Here is a 20,094-nt window from a genome sequence, read left to right on the forward strand (position 1 = left end):
TGAGGGGGATTCATCAGGAGGCGACGGCCTCACTCTCCCCTGAGTCCTGCTGTCGGTTGGATGGCTGCACGAAGTAAGCTTTATCTTCCCAGCGTAAGCAGGTTAACTCGCCTCCCCAGCAGCAGCCGGTATCCAGACCGTAGATACCCTCTGGCATGCCTTTGCCCTCCAGTGCCGCCCAGTGACCAAACGCTATGCTGTATTCGGTTGTTACCGGCCCCGGAATGGCAAACCACGGTTTGAGGGGGGCAGGTGCGCTTTCCGGCGTTTCCTTGGAATACATGTCCAACTGCCCGTTCGGGAAGCAGAATCGCATGCGGGTGAACGCATTGGTGATAAAGCGCAGGCGGGCCAGACCGCTGAGCTCTTCGCTCCAGTGGTTCGGCATATCGCCGTACATGGCATCCAGGAAGAAGGGATACGAGTCGCTCGCCAGTACCGCTTCTACGTCACGCGCACAGGTTTTTGCCGTCTCAAGATCCCATTGCGGGGTGATCCCGGCATGGGCCATGACCAGTTTTTTATCCTCGTCGACCTGCAACAAGGGCTGACGGCGCAGCCAGTTAATCAGATCGTCCGCGTCTGGCGCTTCCAGCAGCGGAGTGAGGCGATCTTTAGGCTTGTTGCGGCTGATCCCGGCAAACACGGCCAGCAGATGGAGATCGTGATTGCCCAGCACCATGCGCACGCTATCGCCCAGCGATTTGACGAAACGTAAAACCTCAAGCGAGCCCGGGCCGCGCGCGACTAAATCGCCCGTCAGCCAGAGGGTGTCCTGTCCTGGCGTAAAGTCGACCTGTTTTAACAATGCGATCAGTTCATCGTAGCAACCGTGAACGTCGCCAATCAGATATGTAGACATTAGATTAATGAATGAGTGTGGTTACGGCGAGACGGAACACAGGAATAGCAACGCGGAACACATTGCCATCGACGTCGACCATTTCGTAATGGCCTTGCATGGTACCCAGCGGCGTTTCAATCACCGCACCGCTGGTGTACTGGTACTCTTCGCCAGGGGCGATGTGGGGCTGTTCGCCCACGACACCTTCACCCTGAACTTCAATTTCGCGGCCATTGCCGTTGGTGATAAGCCAGTAGCGCCCGCGCAGCTGCACGGGCATCCGCCCCAGATTGCGAATGGTCACGGTGTAAGCAAAGACAAAACGCTCTTCATCGGGTGAGGATTGCGATTCAACATAGACGCTTTGTACATGGACACATACGCGGGGCGAATCAATCATGGCTTAACTCTCCTTCGGCGGCGCATTTTCGCTGATGTAATTAGCCAGCTTGCAGTACTGCTCTACGGAAATGTTCTCCGCACGCATTGCCGGGTCGATCCCCAGCTCGGCTAACACCTCAACGGTAAATGAATTGCTCAGGCTGTTACGGATCGTTTTACGGCGCTGGTTAAAGGCTTCTGTGGTAATGCGGCTGAGGACACGCAGATCTTTAACCGGATAGGGTTTCGTTTTATGTGGCACAAGGCGCACAACCGCTGAATCCACTTTCGGTGGTGGTGTGAACGCTGACGGCGGCACTTCGAGTACCGGGATCACGTTACAGTAATATTGTGCCATCACGCTTAAACGACCATACGCTTTACTGTTCGGCCCTGCAACCAGACGGTTAACCACCTCTTTTTGCAACATGAAGTGCATATCGGCAATGGCATCAGTATAGCTAAACAGGTGGAACATGAGCGGCGTGGAGATGTTGTACGGCAGGTTGCCGAAGACGCGCAGCGGCTGACCCATTTTCTCCGACAGTTCGCCAAAGTTCATGGTCATGGCGTCCTGCTGGTAGATGGTCAGCTTCGGTCCGAGGAACGGGTGCGTTTGCAGGCGTGCGGCAAGATCGCGGTCCAGTTCGATGACGGTCAGCTCGTCGAGGCGTTCGCCTACCGGCTCGGTCAGTGCAGCAAGGCCCGGACCGATTTCGACCATAGCCTGACCTTTTTGCGGATTAATAGCCGAAACAATGCTTTCGATCACGAACTGATCGTTGAGGAAGTTTTGCCCGAAGCGTTTTCGGGCTAAGTGGCCCTGATGGACTCGATTAGTCATTGAGTATTAACAATCATTTTGATGGCGAGATTAAGCGCCGTAATAAAACTGCCGACATCCGCTTTCCCCTGTCCTGCCAGATCCAGCGCAGTACCGTGGTCAACGGACGTTCGAATAAAGGGTAAACCGAGGGTGATATTCACCCCGCGGCCAAAGCCCTGGTATTTTAGCACGGGCAGGCCCTGATCGTGGTACATCGCGAGGACGGCGTCGGCATTATCCAGGTATTTCGGCTGAAAAAGCGTGTCCGCAGGGAGCGGCCCGCTAAGATTCATACCTTTAGCGCGCATTTCTTCAAGCACCGGAATAATGGTGTCGATCTCTTCGGTGCCCATGTGTCCACCTTCTCCCGCATGCGGATTCAGGCCGCAAACCAGAACGTGTGGCTGTTTGATGCCGAATTTGGTTTGCAGGTCATGATGCAGGATCCCGATGATCTCCCGCAGCAGTGCCGGGGTGATGGCATCAGGAATGGCCTTAACAGGCAGATGGGTGGTCACGAGCGCAACGCGCATTGCCTCCGTCGCCAGCATCATCACTACTTTCGGGCTGTGCGAGCGCTCTTCAAAGAATTCCGTGTGCCCGGTGAAGGGGATACCCGCTTCGTTGATGACGCCCTTGTGCACGGGGCCGGTGATCAGGGCAGCAAATTCACCCTTCAGGCAACCGTCGCAGGCGCGCGCGAGGGTTTCCACGACGTAGTGGCCGTTTTCCGTGCTGAGCTGGCCTGGAATGACCGGTGTACGAAGAGGGACAGAAAGAACCGTGAGCGTACCGGCTTGCTGTGGTGCTGGCTGTTGGCCTTCAACGTAAGGAATAAGCGTTAAAGGCAGACCGAGCAGCTTCGCCCGGTCTTGTAACAGTGTTGCATCTGCGCAGACAACCAGTTCCACCGGCCAGCTTCGCTGGGCGAGCTGGACAACGAGGTCTGGCCCAATCCCGGCGGGTTCGCCGGGGGTGATCACAACACGATGCGGTTTCATTAGTTACTCAGAACTTTCACGTAAGCACTGGCGCGTTGTTCCTGCATCCAGGTTGCCGCTTCTTCAGAGAACTTACGGTTAAACAGCATACGGTAAGCGCGGTCTTTCTGCGCCGCATCCGTTTTATCCACGTTACGGGTGTCCATCAGCTCGATCAGATGCCAGCCAAATGAAGAGTGTACCGGAGCACTGATCTGGCCTTTGTTCAGCTTCATCAGCGCATCGCGGAAGGCAGGATCGTAAATATCTGCTGCAGCCCAGCCCAGATCGCCGCCCTGATTAGCAGAGCCTGGATCCTGAGAGAACTCCTTCGCGGCATTGGCAAACGAGGTTTTACCGCTCTTAATGTCTGCCGCAATCTGCTCCAGCTTCGCACGTGCCTGATCGTCAGTCATGATCGGTGACGGTTTCAGCAGAATATGACGAGCGTGAACTTCAGTCACGGAAATGTTCTGGCTCTGACCACGCAGATCGTTCACTTTCAGAATGTGGAAGCCCACACCGGAACGGATTGGACCCACGATATCGCCTTTCTTCGCCGTACTCAGCGCCTGGGCAAAGATGGATGGCAGCTCCTGAATACGTCCCCAGCCCATCTGGCCGCCTTTCAGCGCCTGTTGGTCAGCGGAGTAGGTGATAGCCAGCTTGCCAAAGTCGCCGCCGTTACGCGCCTGTTCGACAATAGAACGTGCCTGACTTTCTGCTTCCGCAGCCTGATCGGAGGTTGGGTTCTCTGGCAGTGGGATCAGAATGTGGCTCAGGTTCAGCTCTGTGCTCGCATCGTTCTGGTTACCCACCTGTTTTGCCAGCGCGTCCACTTCCTGCGGCAGGATCGTGACGCGACGACGGACTTCATTGTTACGCACTTCCGAAATCAGCATCTCTTTACGGATCTGGTTGCGGTAGGTGGCGTAGCTGATGCCGTCATAGGCCAGACGACTGCGCATCTGATCCAGAGACATGTTGTTTTGCTTTGCGATGTTAGTGATGGCCTGATCGAGTTGCTCGTCAGTCACCTTCACGCCCATTTTCTGACCCATCTGCAGAACGATCTGATCCATGATCAGTCGTTCCAGGATCTGATGGCGCAGCGTGGCGTCATCCGGAAGTTGCTGACCTGCTTCGCCCGAATTGAGCTTCACAGATTTCATCAGACCGTCAACGTCACTTTCGAGCACGACGCCGTTGTTAACAACAGCGGCGACCTTATCAACAACCTGGGGGGCCGCGAAGCTGGTATTCGCAACCATAGCGACACCGAGCAGCAGCGTTTTCCAGTTCTTCATACTTTTTCCATTTCAATTAACCGCAAAGCGGATTACGTTGTAAATCAAATACATTACAAGGAACTACGGTATGGCAGGATGTTCGAACGCAGCATCTGCTGGGTGCCCAGGCCGTAGTTGGAACTCAGGCCGCGCAGTTCGACATTAAAGCCAATCACGTTATCATATTTGCTCTGATTGTTTTGAGTATCCCAGCCGTTAAGCTTACGTTCGTAGCCGACACGCAGCGCATAACAGCAGGAGTTATATTGCAGACCCACCATCTGGTCAGCAGGTTTATTGGCGTTAGTGTCAAAGTAGTAAGCGCCTACGATTGACCAGCGATCGGCGATAGGCCAGCTTGCTGCGCCACCCACCTGCGAAATCCCGTCTTTGTATTGGTCAGCATTGGCGTAGTTCGGCAATGTCGCCTGAATATATTCCGGACTGGCATAGCGGTACGTCAACTGCACTATACGGTCTTCATCACGACGATACTCTATGGCCGCACTACTATTAGCAATGTTATCGAGGCGAGTATCATATTGCACACCGCCACGCAGGCCCCAGCGGTCAGTCATGCGCCAGTAGGTGTCTCCTGCCCACACCAGCGATCCCGTTTTGTTGTCTTTCTCCCAGTTGATGTTGTCATCACCGGTACGTGACTCGGTGAAATAGTAGATTTGACCAACAGAAACGTTAAAACGTTCAACGGCAGCATCATCATAAACGCGCGTTGTGACACCGGTCGTTAACTGGTTAGCGGAGGCGATACGGTCCAGACCGCCGTAAGTACGATCACGGAACAGGCCGCTGTAGTCAGACTGCAGTAAAGAAGAGTCGTAGTTTTGAATATTGCTCTGATCGCGATAGGGCACGTACAAATACTGCATACGCGGTTCAAGCGTCTGGGTATAACCATCCGCCAGCAGACCCATATCACGTTCGAAGATCAACTTGCCGTCCATTTTAAACTGCGGAAGGGTTCGGTTTACGGATTCTTCAAGATGACCGGTATTGTTAGGATTCGCGTTGTAATCATCAATGTTCTTTTGCTGGTAGTGTGTCGCCATCAGCTTGGCTTCGGTATTCAGACTTGCCCAATCATTAGACCATGGCAGGTTGATGGTCGGCTCCAGGTGAATACGCGTGGCTTCCGGCATGTCAGAGTTGGTATTCACGAAATGTACCGCCTGGGCGTAGACGCGGGTGTCGAAAGGACCGACATCGTTCTGGTACCAGTTCACATCCAGTTGCGGTTCTGCGCCGTAAGTGCTTCGCGTTTGGGTACTAAAGACCTGGAACTGCTTGGTTGACACCGTGGCGTTAAAGTTTTGAATCGCATAGCCAACGCTGAATTTTTGCGTGGCATAACCATCGGTACTTGAACCGTACTTGGAGTCAAAGTCATTAAAGTAGTAAGGATCGCTGACCTTGGTATAGTCGACGTTAAAACGCCAGACCTGATCCATAACACCCGCATGGCGCCAGTAGTACAACCAGCGGTGCTTGTCGCCTTCGGTCGGGTGCTCATCCTGGAAGACTTTATCTGACGGCAGATAATCCAGCTCCATCAGACCCGCACCGGCCTGAGTCAGGTAGCGGAACTCGTTCTCCCACATGACGTTGCCGCGCTTATGGATATAGTGCGGCGTGATCGTGGCGTCCATGTTGGGCGCGATGTTCCAGTAATACGGCAGGTAGAACTCAAAGTAGTTCGAGGTGCTGTATTTGGCATTGGGGATCAGGAAGCCCGAGCGACGCTTGTCACCCACGGGAAGCTGAAGATAAGGGCTGTAGAATACCGGTACCGGACCCAGCTTAAAGCGGGCGTTCCAGATCTCCGCGACCTGCTCTTCACGGTCGTGGATCACTTCGCTCCCGACCACGCTCCAGGTGTTTGACCCTGGCAGACAGGAGGTAAAGGAGCCATTTTCCAGGATCGTATAGCGGTTTTCACCGCGCTGTTTCATCAGGTCCGCTTTACCGCGTCCCTGGCGACCCACCATCTGGTAATCACCTTCCCAGACGTTAGTATCTTTCGTATTCAGGTTTGACCAGGCTTTCGGACCTTTCAGGATGACCTGATTGTCGTCATAGTGCACATTACCCAGCGCATCCACCGTTCGTACCGGCTCGGCCGCGCCTTCCGGCTGCTTCTGGTGCAACTGCACTTCATCTGCCTGCAGGCGGCTATTGCCCTGGTTAATATCCACATTGCCCGTAAACGTGGCGTTGTCAGGATAAGTACCCTTAGAACTGTCTGCAGTAATGGTTACCGGCAAGCTATTTGTATCACCCTGCACCAGTGGGCGATTATAACTTGGAACGCCAAGCATACACTGCGAGGCGAGATCGGCCGCCAGCCCCTGTTGACTGTACAGGGCGGTGCCAATCATTGTGGCCAGAAGGGTGGGGATACGTTTTTTCATACGTTGTATTTTATTGTTCCGTCATCAGTGGCTACGGCTTACAAACGCTCAGAGACTATCTTACTCATCAGCGCAGTACCAGCGTTAATCCTGCCCGTTTGCGTGCCAGAGTGTTAGGCTCGCTATCGAATGACGAGTATGATAAAGCAAATTATAGGCGATGTCCTTCAATTGACCGTGGCTTGAACACTGTGATGATGACGTTGCGTCGGCCAGGAATATGACTATCCGGGGAGTATATGCAGTATTGGGGTAAAATAATCGGCGTTGCGTTCGCCATCATCATGGGTGCCGGGTTCTGGGGAATCGTGCTTGGGCTCATTATCGGTCATATGTTTGATAAGGCGCGCAGCCGCAAAATGGCCTGGTTTGCGAATCAGCGCGAGCGCCAGTCACTCTTTTTCTCCACCACCTTTGAAGTCATGGGGCATTTAACCAAATCCAAAGGCCGCGTGACCGAAGCCGATATTCAAATCGCCAGCATCTTTATGGACCGCATGAATTTGCATGGTGAATCCCGTGTGGCCGCGCAGAATGCGTTTCGCATTGGGAAATCAGATAACTATCCGCTGCGTGAAAAAATGCGTCAGTTCCGCAGCATCTGCTTCGGACGTTTTGATTTAATTCGGATGTTTCTGGAAATTCAAATCCAGGCGGCGTTTGCTGACGGTTCACTGCATCCTAATGAACGTGATGTTCTGTACGTCATTGCAGAAGAGTTGGGCATCTCCCGAATGCAGTTCGACCAGTTCTTACGCATGATGCAGGGCGGCGCGCAGTTTGGCAGGGGGTATCACCAGCAGTCTTCCGGCGGTGCATGGCAGCAGGCGCAGCGTGGACCGACGCTGGACGATGCGTGCAACGTACTTGGCGTGAAACCCACTGATGATCAGACCACCATCAAACGCGCCTATCGCAAGCTGATGAGCGAGCATCACCCTGACAAACTGGTCGCGAAAGGCTTACCGCCGGAAATGATGGAGATGGCGAAGCAGAAAGCGCAGGAAATTCAGAAGGCTTACGAGCTAATTAAAGAGAAGAAAGGTTTCAAATAAAAAAGGGCCCGACAGTGTCGGGCCCTTTTTTCAGAAGTCCACCGGGGCGTTAAACGTCATCGTGTTACCGAAGGCCGGATGGGTAATGGTCAGCGTCTGGGCGTGAAGCTGCAGACGCGGTGCTAACGCCAGCGCTTCCGGCGGCGCGTAAAACCGGTCGCCTAAAATCGGATGACCCAGCGCAAGCATATGCACGCGCAGCTGGTGTGAACGTCCGGTAATCGGCTTAAGGAGTACGCGCGCGGTGTTATCCGGTGCGTACTCCAGCACTTCATACTCGGTCTGCGCGGCTTTGCCGGTTTCATAGCAGACCTTCTGCTTAGGCCGGTTCGGCCAGTCGCAGATCAGCGGCAGATCGACCAACCCTTCTGCCTGTGCAGGATGTCCCCAGACGCGCGCCACGTACTGCTTCTTCGGCTCGCGCTCGCGGAACTGGCGCTTCAGCTCGCGCTCCGCCGCTTTATTGAGCGCCACCACAATCACGCCGCTGGTTGCCATATCCAGACGATGCACAGATTCCGCCTGTGGATGATCGCGCTGAATGCGCGTCATCACGCTGTCTTTGTGCTCATCCAGACGCCCCGGTACGGACAACAGGCCGCTCGGCTTGTTAACTACCATAATGTGTTCATCCTGATACAGGATGACCAGCCAGGGATCCATCGGCGGATTGTAGGGCTCCATTACCATTTTTTTGCTCTTCTTACTGATGCGTGACAACAATCAGACGCAATGCGTCCAGTCGCCAGCCCGCCTGATTCAGGCTTTCCATAATTTGCTGACGGTTGCTTTCAATGGCAGCCAGTTCATCGTCACGGATGTTCGGGTTCACCGCCTTCAGCGCTTCCAGACGGGACAGCTCCGCTGAGAGTTTCTCATCGGCCTCGGTGCGTGCAGCATCGATCAGCGCACGGGCCGCTTTCTCGATCTGGCTTTCGCCCAGCTGCAGAATGGCATGCACGTCCTGCTGTACCGCATTCACCAGCTTGCTGCCCGTATGGCGGTTTACCGCGCTCAGCTGACGGTTGAAACTCTCGAATTCAACTTGCCCTGCCAGGTTGGTACCGTTTTTATCCAGCAGCAGACGCACAGGCGTTGGCGGCAGGAAGCGGGTCAGCTGGAGCTGTTTCGGTGCCTGGGCTTCCACAACGTAGATCAGTTCTACCAGCAGCGTACCCACCGGCAGTGCCTTGTTCTTGAGGAGTGAAATCGTGCTGCTACCGGTATCGCCGGAAAGGATCAGATCCAGTCCGTTACGGATCAGCGGGTGTTCCCAGGTGATGAACTGAGCATCTTCGCGGGACAGCGCCACATCACGCTCGAAGGTGATAGTACAACCATCTTCCGGCAGGCCCGGGAAATCCGGCACCAGCATGTGATCGGACGGGGTCAGGACAATCAGGTTCTCGCCGCGATCGTCCTGGTTAATTCCGACGATGTCGAACAGGTTCATGGAGAAGCTGATCAGACTGGTGTCATCATCTTGTTCTTCAATGCTTTCAGCCAGCGCCTGCGCTTTCTCACCGCCGTTGGAGTGAATTTCCAGCAGGCGGTCGCGACCCTGCTCAAGCTGCGCTTTCAGCGCTTCATGCTTCTCGCGGCAGGATTTGATCAGATCGTCAAACCCGTCACTGTTTTCCGGTGCGGCCAGGTAGCCGATCAGATCGCTATGCACCTGATCGTAAATGGTGCGGCCCGTCGGGCAGGTATGCTCAAACGCATCCAGACCTTCGTGGAACCAGCGCACCAGCACGGACTGGGCAGTTTTTTCCAGATACGGCACGTGGATCTGAATATCATGCGCCTGGCCGATACGATCCAGACGACCGATACGCTGTTCCAGCAGATCCGGATTGAACGGCAGATCGAACATCACCAGATTACTGGCAAACTGGAAGTTACGGCCTTCAGAACCGATTTCCGAGCACAGCAGAACCTGTGCGCCACTGTCCTCTTCACCAAACCACGCCGCGGCGCGGTCACGTTCAACGATGGACATCCCTTCGTGGAACACGGCGGCGCGAATACCTTCACGCTCGCGCAGCACCTGCTCCAGCTGCAGCGCGGTAGCCGCTTTGGCGCAGATCACCAGCACCTTCTGGGAGCGGTGGGCGGTCAGGTAGCCCATCAGCCACTCCACGCGCGGGTCGAAGTTCCACCAGGTGCCGGTATCGCCTTCGAATTCCTGGTAGATTTGTTCCGGGTAGAGCATGTCGCGGGCGCGCTCTTCCTGGGTTTTGCGCGCGCCCATAATGCCAGAGACTTTGATCGCCGTCTGATACTGGGTGGGCAGCGGCAGCTTGATGGTATGCAGCTCGCGTTTCGGGAACCCTTTCACGCCGTTACGGGTGTTGCGGAACAGCACGCGGCTGGTGCCGTGGCGGTCCATTAGCATGTCGATGAGCTCTTTACGCGCAGGCTCCGCGTTATCGCTATCGCTGTTCGCGGCCTGCAGCAGCGGTTCAATATCCTGCTCGCCAATCAGCTCGCTCAGGGTGTTGAGTTCCTCATTAGAAAGACGATTGCCTGCCAGCAGCATGGCCACGGCATCCGCGACCGGACGGTAGTTATTCTGTTCTTCCACGAACTGCCCGAAATCGTGGAAACGGTTTGAGTCAAGCAGGCGCAGACGGGCGAAGTGGCTTTCCAGACCCAGCTGTTCCGGCGTTGCGGTCAGCAGCAGGACGCCAGGGACGCGCTCCGCAAGCTGTTCGATAGCCATATACTCGCGGCTTGGCGCGTCTTCGCTCCAGACTAAATGGTGCGCTTCGTCAACGACCATAATGTCCCACTCGGCATCGCACAGGTGCTCAAGACGCTGCTTGCTGCGGCGCACGAAGTCCAGGGAGCAAATGACCAGCTGTTCGGTTTCAAACGGGTTGTCGGCGTCGTGCTGCGCTTCGGCATAGCGTTCGTCGTCAAACAGGGAGAAGCGCAGGTTAAAGCGGCGAAGCATCTCGACCAGCCACTGGTGCTGCAGGGTTTCAGGCACCACGATCAGCACGCGCTCGGCGGCACCGGAAAGCAGCTGTTGATGCAGGATCATACCCGCTTCAATGGTTTTACCCAGGCCCACTTCATCGGCCAGCAGTACGCGAGGGGCATGGCGACGGCCCACGTCATGGGCGATATTCAGCTGGTGGGGGATCAGGCTGGTGCGCTGACCGCGCAGGCCGCTCCACGGCATACGGTACTGTTCACTCTGGAACTTGCGCGCGCGATAGCGCAGCGAGAAGCGATCCATACGGTCAATTTGCCCGGCAAACAGGCGGTCCTGCGGCTTACTGAAAACCAGTTTGCTGTCGAGCAGCACTTCACGCAGGATGACATTGGCTTCGTCCGTATCAAGACGCGTACCAATGTAAGCGAGCAGTCCATTCTCTTCTTTTACGTCTTCAATCTTGAGCTGCCAGCCGTCATGGCTGGTCACGGTGTCACCCGGATTGAACATCACGCGGGTTACAGGGGAGTCATTGCGAGCGTACAGGCGGTTTTCACCGGTGGCAGGGAAGAGGAGGGTTACCATACGCGCATCGACGGCAACGACGGTTCCTAATCCAAGTTCGCTTTCTGTATCGCTGATCCAGCGTTGACCAAGTGTAAAAGGCATAGTTGTTCGGCTCTAATCTTTAATTGCAGGCAATAGTTCGACCCCCGTCAAAAAAAGACGGTCATCGAAAAATGGGTCCGGGAATGGAAAGGGCGCTATGGTACTGGATGGCAGCCATTTCGTCACGTGTCAAAATAGGCCAAGTTGCCCTGTCACTAGTGTAGCAAAATCGTCGTCGATGAAGGGCAAAATTCCGTCGGCGACCGGCTGAAGCTGACGCGTCAGGTAGTGATCGTAATCGAGTGGTGAGTATTGATAATCTACCGGTTCCGGACCGTTAATTGTCCAGACGTATTTGATCGTTCCCCGGTTCTGATACTGCGGGGCGCGGCCGCGCTTCACGTTCTCTTCATCCGCCAGGCGCGCGGCGCGTACGTGGGGAGGCACATTACGTTGATACTCTGCCAGCGGGCGGCGCAGGCGTTTGCGGTAAACCAGTTGGTTATCCAGCTCACCCGCCATCAGGCTGGCGATGGTTTCGCGCACGTAATCCTGATAGGGCTCGTTGCGGAATACCCGCAGGTAAAGCGTTTGCTGGAACTGCTGCGCCAGCGGGGTCCAGTCGGTGCGCACCGTCTCCAGCCCTTTGAACACCATCCGCTGCGTGTCACCTTCCTGAATCAGCCCGGCGTAGCGCTTCTTGCTGCCCTGGTCGGTACCGCGAATGGTGGGCATTAAAAAGCGGGCGAAATGGGTTTCAAATTCCAGTTCTAACGTGCTGGTTAACCGCTCTTTTTGCAAACTTTCGCGCCACCAGGCATTCACGAAGGCGACCAGTTCTTTGCCGATTCGCGCGGCGTCCTCTTCAGAATGGGCGGCTTTCAGCCAGACAAAGGTGGAGTCGGTATCGCCATAAATGACGTCATAGCCCCGGGATTCAATCAGCGCTTTGGTTTGACGCATGATTTCATGCCCGCGCATGGTGATGGATGACGCCAGTCTGGGGTCGAAAAAGCGGCAGGCGCTGGTGCCCAGCACGCCGTAAAAAGCATTCATAATGATTTTCAGCGCCTGCGAGAGGGGCTTATTGCCGTGACGCTTCGCCTCGTCGCGCCCGTGCCAGATGTTTCCCACAATTTCAGGCAGGCAGTGTTTTTCACGCGAGAAACGGGCGCCGAGAAAGCCTTCAGTGCTGTGTGCGTCGTCCGGCTGCGCCATCCCTTCCACCAGCCCCACCGGGTCAATCAGGTACGTGCGGATAATCGACGGATACAGGCTTTTATAATCCAGAACCAGCACCGAATCGTAAAGCCCTGGCCGGGAGTCCATCACATACCCGCCGGGGCTGGCCTGTGGCGGTACGTCCCCAAGGTTGGGGGCAACGTACCCTGCCCGGTGCATGCGGGGGAAATAGAGGTGGCTAAAGGCCGCTACCGAGCCGCCGTGCCTGTCGGCCGCGAGGCCGTTTACCGTCGCGCGCTCCAGCAGGAATGGCATGATCTCGGTTTTGTGGAAAATCTGCGTAACCAGCTCGCAATCTTTCAGGTTATAGGTGGCGAGCGCCGGTTTATCTTCATTAAAGCGTCGGTCAATCTCATCCATTCTGTCCCAGGGGTTGTCAATGGATTTGCCCTCGCCAAGCAGCGCCTGCGCTACGGCTTCAAGAGAGAATGACGAGAAGTTCCAGAAGGCGGATTTCAGTGCCTCGATGCCGTCGATAATCAGGCGGCCATTGGCCTGGGCGAAGAAGACGCCATTCTTAAAGCCGTGCTCGCGCCACTCCAGCTCGCTGTTGCCGCGCCCGAGTATCAGCGGAATGCGATACCGCTCGGCATGTTTTTGCAGCACGCGCAGGTCGAACTGCACCACGTTCCAGCCGATCAGGACATCGGGATCGTAGTCGGCAAACCACTGGTTAAGCTTCTCCAGCAGCTGGGGTCGGCTATTGACATATTCAAGCCGGAAATCCAGCGTGGACGCATCGCCATTTGGCGGCCCAAGCATGTACACAACCCGATCGCCGCAGCCTTCCAGACCAATGCAGTACAGCTCGCCGTGGCGGGTGGTTTCAATGTCCAGGGAGACCCATTTTAGCGGCGGGCGATAGCCCGGGTTAGGCTTCAGACGAGCGTTAACGAGGCGACTGTTTTGCGCTGTGCCATCCACCCAGACGGGCGCGGTAATAAACCGTTCCATCAGGAAACGCTCGGGGGGGCGGATATCCGCTTCGTAGAGCGTTACGCCCGCCTCGCGCAGCAGCTTTTCATAGCGCATCAGTTGACGATGGGCGCGACAGTAAAGGCCGTATACCGGCTGACGGTGGAAATCTTTCAGCTCAAGAGGGGTGATGCGCCAGCCGTTTTCGCCGCGCAGTAGTTGTTTGACTTTTTCGATGTGCGATTCAGGAATAAACGCCACGGACTCCTGCGGCGGCAGCGTTACGTGCAACGGGCCGCTGTCCGTCGCCAGCCAGAATTCAACCTCAGTGCCCTGAGGCGTATCCCGCCAGTGCCGGGTCAGTAAAAAGCCTTCTTGCGCCTGCGTCACACCGTTATCCCATAAACAAAACCAGGCTTGATTATAGCCTGGTTAAGGGGTGTTTGCTGGGGTTTTATACAGTGTCTGTTTTGCCGGATGGCGCTGCGCTTATCCGGCCTACAAGCTACTGCCCGTAATACGCTTTCGCGCCGTGCTTGCGCAGGTAATGCTTATCCAGCAGGGTTTGCTGCATATCCGGTAGCTGTGGTGCGAGCTGGCGACAGAAGATCCCCATATAGGCGACCTCTTCCAACACGATGGCGTTATATACCGCGTCTTCCGCGTTTTTACCCCAGGCGAAGGGACCATGGGAGTGCACCAGCACGCCAGGCATCTGCGCCGCGTCGATACCCTGTTTTTCGAAGGTTTCGACAATCACGTTGCCGGTTTCCCACTCGTACTCACCGTTGATTTCCGCCTCGGTCATTAAGCGCGTGCAGGGAATGGTGCCGTAAAAGTAATCCGCGTGGGTGGTACCCGTGGCGGGAATGGACTGGCCCGCCTGCGCCCATATGGTGGCGTGACGCGAATGGGTATGCACGATGCCGCCGATGGTCGGGAATGACTGATACAGCAGACGGTGGGTAGGCGTATCGGAGGAGGGTTTTTTGTTGCCTTCCACCACTTCACCCGTTTCGATGCTGACCACCACCATATCGTCTGCCGTCATCACCGTGTAATCCACGCCAGAGGGCTTAATCACGAACACACCTTTTTCGCGGTCAACGGCGCTGACGTTGCCCCAGGTCAGGGTCACCAGGTTATGTTTCGGCAGCGCCAGGTTGGCTTCGAGCACCTGTCGTTTGAGATCGTCTAACATTGTTGTCTCCCTGCCCGGTGAACACGGTGCCACCGGGCATTTCGTACTTAGCGTTTCGAACCGTAATAGACTTCGTTCCAGCGCAGCGCATCTTTGAACGCAGGCAGGCGGGTGTCGTTATCAATCACGGTCAGTTCGATATCGTGCAGCTCGGCGAACTGACGCATGTCATTCAGATCCAGCGCGTGGCTGAACACCGTGTGGTGCGCGCCACCGGCCAGGATCCAGGCTTCTGACGCGGTTGGCAGGTCTGGCTGTGCTTTCCACAGGGCGTTGGCGACCGGCAGTTTTGGCAGTGAATGCGGCGTTTCAACTGCATCGACGCAGTTCACCAGCAGGCGGAAACGATCGCCAAGGTCGATCAGACTGGCGTTGATGGCCGGGCCCGTGCGGGTGTTGAAGATCAGACGAGCCGGATCGGCTTTACCGCCAATGCCGAGGTACTGCACGTCAAGAATCGGTTTCTCTTCCACCGCAATAGACGGGCACACTTCCAGCATGTGCGAGCCGAGTACCAGGTCATTGCCGTTTTCGAAGTGGTAGGTGTAGTCCTCCATAAAGGAGGTGCCGCCCTGCAGACCGGTTGACATCACCTTCATGATGCGAAGCAGAGCGGCAGTTTTCCAGTCGCCTTCGCCTGCAAAGCCGTAGCCCTGCTGCATCAGACGTTGTACTGCCAGACCCGGGAGCTGTTTCAGGCCGTGGAGGTCTTCAAACGTTGTCGTAAAGGCGTGGAAGCCGCCCTGTTCCAGGAAGCGCTTCATGCCAAGCTCAATGCGCGCGGCATCCAGCACGTTCTGGCGCTTGTCGCCGTTGATTTGTGCCGCAGGCGTCAGGCGGTAACTACTTTCGTACTCGTCTACCAGCGCGCTCACGTCGCCATCGCTGATTTCATTCACTACCTGCACCAGGTCGCCCACCGCCCAGGTATTGACGGAGAAACCGAACTTGATTTGTGCTGCGACTTTATCGCCATCGGTGACCGCCACTTCACGCATGTTGTCACCGAAACGCACCACTTTCAGATGGCGGGTATCTTGTTTCGATACCGCCTGACGCATCCACGAGCCGATACGGTTTTGCGCCTGGCTGTCCTGCCAGTGACCAGTCACGACGGCATGCTGCTGACGCATACGCGCGCCGATGAAGCCGAACTCGCGGCCGCCGTGCGCGGTCTGGTTCAGGTTCATGAAGTCCATATCGATGCTGTCCCACGGCAGGGAGGCGTTAAACTGGGTATGGAACTGCAGCAGCGGTTTGTTGAGGATAGACAGGCCGTTGATCCACATTTTGGCCGGTGAGAAGGTGTGCAGCCACACGACCAGACCGGCGCACTTGTCGTCGTAGTTCGCGTCGCGACAGATATGGGTGATCTCATCCGGCGTTGTACCCAGGGGTTTCAGCACCAGTTTGCATGGCAGTTTGGCTTCCGCGTTGAGGGCATTAACGACGTGCTCCGCATGTTTCGTCACCTGCTGCAGCGCTTCCGGCCCGTACAGGTGCTGGCTGCCAATCACAAACCACACTTCATAATTATTAAAAATGGTCATCATCGTGTCCTTAATGGGTCAGGGTTGCCGTCGTGTCCGCGGTGTGTTTTGACGGGGCGGCGACAGGGAGATAGTGAAGTTCGGCGCTTTTTGCCCATTGCTGGTAGCGCTGATAAAGCTGTTCAAAGCGTTGTGCCTGCTGGGCACGCGGCTCGAGTGTGTTTTCGACGGCGCTCGCCATATGCTGCTGCGCGGTGGGGATATCCGCGTGGACACCGGCTGCCACGGCGGCGAAAATCGCCGCGCCCAGCGCGCAGCATTGATCGGACGCGACAATCTGCAGCGGACGGTTCAGCACGTCGCAGCAGGCCTGCATAATGACCGGATTTTTACGGGCGATGCCGCCCAGTGCCATCACGTTATTCACGTCGATACCCTGTTCGGTGAAGCACTCCATAATGGCGCGCGCGCCGAAGGCAGTGGCGGCAATCAGGCCACCGAACAGCGCAGGGGCGTCGGTCGCCAGGTTGAGATCGGTAATCACCCCTTTCAGTCGCTGGTTGGCAAACGGCGTGCGGCGGCCGTTAAACCAGTCCAGCACCACCGGCAGGTGATCGAGAGACGGATTTTTCGCCCAGGCTTCCGTGAGCTGTGGCAGAAGCTGTTTTTTGCTGTCGGCGATCTGGCTTTTCAGTTCAGGATGCGCAGCCGCGAGCTGATCCAGCGGCCAGCCCAGCACGCGGCCAAACCAGGCGTAGATATCGCCGAACGCGGATTGACCCGCTTCGAGACCGATGAAGTCCGGCACCACGCTGCCGTCAACCTGGCCGCAAATGCCTTTTACCGCGCGATCGCCAACGGTGGCTTTATCCGCCGTCAGAATGTCGCAGGTGGAGGTGCCGATAACTTTCACCAGCGTGTTAGGTTGTGCGCCTGCCCCCACGGCACCCATATGGCAGTCAAACGCGCCCCCGGAAATCGCCACGTTCTGCGGCAGGCCGAGGCGTTTTGCCCACTCTTCGCAGAGCGTGCCCACCGGAATATCGGCGGTGAAGGTGTCGGTAAACAGCGGGTAGGTCAGGTTTTTATTGATAATTGGATCGAGTTCATCGAAGAAGGCTGCCGGAGGCAGACCGCCCCAGCTTTCATGCCACAGGGATTTATGCCCGGCGCTGCAGCGTCCGCGGCGAATATCCTGCGGACGGGTGGTGCCGGAGAGCAGGGCGGGAACCCAGTCACACAGCTCAATCCACGATGCCGCAGCCTGCGCGACGGTCGCATCGGCACGGGTGACATGCAGGATTTTGGCCCAGAACCATTCGCTGGAGTAAATCCCGCCGATATAGCGTGAGTAGTCTGTTTTGCCCGGCTGATGGCAAAGACGGGTGATGGCTTCGGCCTCTTCCACGGCGGTATGGTCTTTCCACAGCACGAACATGGCGTTCGGGTTGTCGGCGAATTCCGGGCGCAGCGCCAGTACGCGGCCTTCGGCATCCACCGGGGCAGGCGTTGAGCCGGTGCTGTCGACGCCAATCCCAACGACATCGGCCCGCTGGGCATCCGTCAGTTCCGCCAGAACGGTTTTGACGGCCGCTTCCATCGACTCGATATAGTCACGCGGGTGGTGACGGAACTGGTTATTTGGCGCATCACAGTAGCGCCCCTCTTGCCAGCGCGGGTACCACTCAACGCTGGTTGCTATCTCCTGGCCAGTCGTACAGTCCACTGCCAGCGCGCGAACCGAGTCGCTGCCAAAATCGAGGCCAATTGCAATTGCCATGGTGTTGCTCCATCCGAAAAACAGGTATGGAAGAACATTAGAGACTGGGGACAAAAATCGTCAGGCAGGATCCGCTAATCTTATGGATTAAATTGCTGTTACAGCGGAAAGTGTGACGCCGTGCAAATATTCAATGTGGACATTTCTGCCGCACTTATAGACACTTTTGTTACTGCTTATCTGCCTCCTCTGGCGGAGAAATCAGGGGGAAAGGCTGAAACATGGCGGACGTAAAAGAGGCGTGATGCTTTCTGGATCTTTTCGCAGACCATTTTTGACCTGCTTTTAGTGATATGGACAATTGGTTTCCTTCAGGACCGTTGGGAGAACTGAATCTATGGCCGAAACGCAAAACGATCCCTTGTTGCCGGGATACTCGTTTAACGCGCACCTTGTGGCAGGGCTGACCCCTATCGAGGCTGAGGGATATCTCGATTTTTACGTCGACCGACCGCTCGGGATGAAAGGGTATATCCTCAACCTGACCGTGCGCGGAGAGGGGATCATCAAGAATGGCGACCAGCAGTTCGTCTGCCGCCCCGGCGATATCCTGCTGTTCCCGCCGGGGGAGATCCACCACTATGGCCGTCATCCGGATGCCAAAGAGTGGTATCACCAGTGGGTCTATTTCCGTCCGCGCGCCTACTGGCAGGAGTGGCTTACCTGGCCTGCTATTTTTGCGCACACCGGTTTTTATCGCCCGGATGAAGTGCATCTGGCGCAGTTCCGTGAGCTGTTCGCGCAGATTATTGACGCGGGGCAGGCTGGTGGTCGCTACGCTGAACTGCTGGCGATAAACCTGCTTGAACAACTGCTGCTGCGACGGATGGAGGCCATTAACGAGTCGCTTAATCCTCCGCTGGATAACCGTGTGCGCGACGCCTGCCAGTACATCAGCGACCATCTCGCCGACAGTCAGTTCGATATTGCCAGCGTCGCCCAGCATGTGTGTCTGTCGCCGTCACGGCTGTCACATCTGTTTCGCCAGCAGCTTGGCGTCAGCGTCCTGAGCTGGCGTGAGGATCAGCGTATCAGCCAGGCGAAACTGTTGCTCAGCACCACCCGGATGCCGATTGCCACCGTGGGGCGTAACGTTGGCTTTGAAGATCAGCTCTATTTTTCTCGTGTCTTTAAAAAATGCACCGGTGCCAGCCCGAGTGAATTCCGCGCGGGATGTGAATAAACGGTAAAAAAAGATAAACAAACAGGTGAACGCAGAAAGCTACCTGTAAACTATTCAGACAATTGTTGCCTTGACGCAGTGCGGGGCGCTAAGCAGAATCGCTGATTCGTTTTCTGACCGGAATAGTTATGCAGGCATTGCTGGAACACTTTATTACCCAGTCCGTTATGTATTCGCTCATCGCCGTGGCGCTGGTGGCCTTTCTGGAGTCGCTGGCGCTCGTGGGGTTAATCCTGCCCGGCACCGTGATGATGGCGGGTCTTGGCGCGCTGATTGGCAGCGGCGAGGTCAATTTCTGGCAGGCGTGGCTGGCCGGGATAATCGGCTGCCTGCTGGGCGACTGGATCTCCTTCTGGCTGGGCTGGCGCTTTAAGAAGCCGCTGCACCGCTGGTCGTTCATGAAAAAGAACAAAGCGCTGCTGGATAAAACCGAGCATGCGCTGCATCAGCACAGCATGTTTACTATTCTCGTTGGCCGCTTTGTGGGACCCACGCGTCCTCTGGTGCCGATGGTTGCCGGAATGCTGGATCTGCCCGTTGCAAAGTTTGTGGTGCCGAACATCATCGGCTGCGTCTTCTGGCCGCCGTTCTACTTCCTGCCGGGGATCCTGGCCGGTGCGGCCATCGATATTCCTGACGGCATGCAAAGCGGTGAGTTTAAGTGGCTGTTGCTGGCAACGGCGGTGCTGCTGTGGCTGGCTGCGTGGCTGTGCTGGCGGTTGTGGCGCAGCGCGAAAGCCAGTGTCGATCGCCTGACACGCTATCTTCCGCGCACTCGTCTTTTGTGGCTGGCCCCCCTGATGCTGGGCGTTGCGGTGGTGGCGCTCGTCGCACTGATTCGCCATCCTCTGATGCCGGTGTACGGTGAAATCCTGTTGAAGGTGGTGAGCCGTTAATGTGTTTCCCTCTCCCTGTGGGAGAGGGCCATA

The 20,094-nt window shown here is 56.3% G+C and carries 15 protein-coding genes; 3 read left to right on the forward strand and 12 right to left on the reverse strand.

Translation table 11 applies throughout. The features are described from left to right. Window positions 1–13: 13 nt before the first annotated feature. Genes apaH through lptD form a run of 6 tightly spaced genes read right to left on the reverse strand, consistent with a single transcriptional unit; the run spans window position 14 to window position 6,749 of the window. The gene (gene apaH / locus AAER43_RS03395) at window positions 14–862 is read right to left on the reverse strand and encodes a bis(5'-nucleosyl)-tetraphosphatase (symmetrical) ApaH (RefSeq protein WP_014882504.1); all 849 of its coding nucleotides are present in this window, start codon (window positions 860–862) and stop codon (window positions 14–16) included. Between the two features lie 4 nt (window positions 863–866). Next, window positions 867–1,244 carry a Co2+/Mg2+ efflux protein ApaG gene (apaG, locus tag AAER43_RS03400; protein ID WP_014882505.1) on the reverse strand — a complete coding sequence of 126 codons (378 nt, stop codon included), beginning with the start codon at window positions 1,242–1,244 and terminating at the stop codon, window positions 867–869. A 3-nt stretch (window positions 1,245–1,247) separates the two neighbouring features. Beyond that, window positions 1,248–2,069 (reverse strand): 16S rRNA (adenine(1518)-N(6)/adenine(1519)-N(6))-dimethyltransferase RsmA, encoded by an 822-nt coding sequence (gene rsmA, locus AAER43_RS03405; protein WP_008502020.1) that lies wholly within the window; start codon window positions 2,067–2,069, stop codon window positions 1,248–1,250. Continuing rightward, window positions 2,066–3,052 carry a 4-hydroxythreonine-4-phosphate dehydrogenase PdxA gene (gene pdxA, locus AAER43_RS03410; RefSeq protein ID WP_014882506.1) on the reverse strand — a complete coding sequence of 329 codons (987 nt, stop codon included), beginning with the start codon at window positions 3,050–3,052 and terminating at the stop codon, window positions 2,066–2,068. Before pdxA ends, rsmA begins: the two co-directional genes overlap by 4 nt. Next, a complete protein-coding gene (gene surA / locus AAER43_RS03415; protein ID WP_023332066.1) occupies window positions 3,052–4,338 on the reverse strand; it encodes a peptidylprolyl isomerase SurA in 1,287 nt (428 codons plus the stop codon). Before surA ends, pdxA begins: the two co-directional genes overlap by 1 nt. A 53-nt stretch (window positions 4,339–4,391) precedes the next feature. Then, window positions 4,392–6,749, reverse strand: coding sequence for an LPS assembly protein LptD (lptD, locus tag AAER43_RS03420; protein ID WP_050862291.1), 2,358 nt, complete (start codon window positions 6,747–6,749; stop codon window positions 4,392–4,394). 239 nt (window positions 6,750–6,988) lie between these two features. Here lptD and djlA point away from each other — a divergent pair, with 239 nt between their 5' ends. Continuing rightward, on the forward strand, window positions 6,989–7,804 hold the full coding sequence (gene djlA / locus AAER43_RS03425) for a co-chaperone DjlA (RefSeq protein WP_050862292.1): 816 nt from the start codon (window positions 6,989–6,991) through the stop codon (window positions 7,802–7,804). 30 nt (window positions 7,805–7,834) lie between these two features. Here djlA and rluA read toward each other — a convergent pair whose 3' ends face one another. From rluA to araB, 6 genes are all read right to left on the reverse strand, one after another. Beyond that, window positions 7,835–8,494 carry a bifunctional tRNA pseudouridine(32) synthase/23S rRNA pseudouridine(746) synthase RluA gene (rluA, locus tag AAER43_RS03430; protein ID WP_023332069.1) on the reverse strand — a complete coding sequence of 220 codons (660 nt, stop codon included), beginning with the start codon at window positions 8,492–8,494 and terminating at the stop codon, window positions 7,835–7,837. Between the two features lie 13 nt (window positions 8,495–8,507). Then, window positions 8,508–11,414, reverse strand: coding sequence for an RNA polymerase-associated protein RapA (gene rapA / locus AAER43_RS03435; protein WP_050862293.1), 2,907 nt, complete (start codon window positions 11,412–11,414; stop codon window positions 8,508–8,510). Window positions 11,415–11,543: 129 nt separating this feature from the next. Then, window positions 11,544–13,901: a DNA polymerase II gene (gene polB, locus AAER43_RS03440; protein ID WP_050862294.1), complete on the reverse strand. Its 2,358-nt coding sequence runs from the start codon at window positions 13,899–13,901 to the stop codon at window positions 11,544–11,546. A gap of 115 nt (window positions 13,902–14,016) precedes the next feature. Beyond that, complete coding sequence (gene araD / locus AAER43_RS03445; RefSeq protein WP_050862295.1) at window positions 14,017–14,712, reverse strand: L-ribulose-5-phosphate 4-epimerase; 696 nt, start codon at window positions 14,710–14,712, stop codon at window positions 14,017–14,019. Between the two features lie 47 nt (window positions 14,713–14,759). Further along, complete coding sequence (gene araA / locus AAER43_RS03450; protein ID WP_050862296.1) at window positions 14,760–16,262, reverse strand: L-arabinose isomerase; 1,503 nt, start codon at window positions 16,260–16,262, stop codon at window positions 14,760–14,762. 10 nt (window positions 16,263–16,272) lie between these two features. After that, window positions 16,273–17,982 carry a ribulokinase gene (gene araB, locus AAER43_RS03455; RefSeq protein WP_014882515.1) on the reverse strand — a complete coding sequence of 570 codons (1,710 nt, stop codon included), beginning with the start codon at window positions 17,980–17,982 and terminating at the stop codon, window positions 16,273–16,275. A 337-nt stretch (window positions 17,983–18,319) separates the two neighbouring features. Here araB and araC point away from each other — a divergent pair, with 337 nt between their 5' ends. After that, window positions 18,320–19,165 carry an arabinose operon transcriptional regulator AraC gene (gene araC, locus AAER43_RS03460; RefSeq protein WP_014882516.1) on the forward strand — a complete coding sequence of 282 codons (846 nt, stop codon included), beginning with the start codon at window positions 18,320–18,322 and terminating at the stop codon, window positions 19,163–19,165. Between the two features lie 128 nt (window positions 19,166–19,293). After that, window positions 19,294–20,061, forward strand: a complete 768-nt coding sequence (locus AAER43_RS03465; protein WP_014882517.1) for a DedA family protein — start codon at window positions 19,294–19,296, stop codon at window positions 20,059–20,061. Window positions 20,062–20,094: the final 33 nt, after the last annotated feature.

The sequence above is a fragment of the Enterobacter sp. FUJ80071 genome (genome assembly GCF_038739915.1).
GTDB classification, from domain to species: domain Bacteria; phylum Pseudomonadota; class Gammaproteobacteria; order Enterobacterales; family Enterobacteriaceae; genus Enterobacter; species Enterobacter kobei.

Coding starts and splice junctions, on each gene's coding strand:
- apaH (WP_014882504.1), bottom strand. CDS start 862: ATGTCTACATATCTGATTGGCGACGTTCACGGTTGCTACGATGAACTG.
- apaG (WP_014882505.1), bottom strand. CDS start 1,244: ATGATTGATTCGCCCCGCGTATGTGTCCATGTACAAAGCGTCTATGTT.
- rsmA (WP_008502020.1), bottom strand. CDS start 2,069: ATGACTAATCGAGTCCATCAGGGCCACTTAGCCCGAAAACGCTTCGGG.
- pdxA (WP_014882506.1), bottom strand. CDS start 3,052: ATGAAACCGCATCGTGTTGTGATCACCCCCGGCGAACCCGCCGGGATT.
- surA (WP_023332066.1), bottom strand. CDS start 4,338: ATGAAGAACTGGAAAACGCTGCTGCTCGGTGTCGCTATGGTTGCGAAT.
- lptD (WP_050862291.1), bottom strand. CDS start 6,749: ATGAAAAAACGTATCCCCACCCTTCTGGCCACAATGATTGGCACCGCC.
- djlA (WP_050862292.1), top strand. CDS start 6,989: ATGCAGTATTGGGGTAAAATAATCGGCGTTGCGTTCGCCATCATCATG.
- rluA (WP_023332069.1), bottom strand. CDS start 8,494: ATGGTAATGGAGCCCTACAATCCGCCGATGGATCCCTGGCTGGTCATC.
- rapA (WP_050862293.1), bottom strand. CDS start 11,414: ATGCCTTTTACACTTGGTCAACGCTGGATCAGCGATACAGAAAGCGAA.
- araD (WP_050862295.1), bottom strand. CDS start 14,712: ATGTTAGACGATCTCAAACGACAGGTGCTCGAAGCCAACCTGGCGCTG.
- araA (WP_050862296.1), bottom strand. CDS start 16,262: ATGACCATTTTTAATAATTATGAAGTGTGGTTTGTGATTGGCAGCCAG.
- araB (WP_014882515.1), bottom strand. CDS start 17,982: ATGGCAATTGCAATTGGCCTCGATTTTGGCAGCGACTCGGTTCGCGCG.
- araC (WP_014882516.1), top strand. CDS start 18,320: ATGGCCGAAACGCAAAACGATCCCTTGTTGCCGGGATACTCGTTTAAC.
- AAER43_RS03465 (WP_014882517.1), top strand. CDS start 19,294: ATGCAGGCATTGCTGGAACACTTTATTACCCAGTCCGTTATGTATTCG.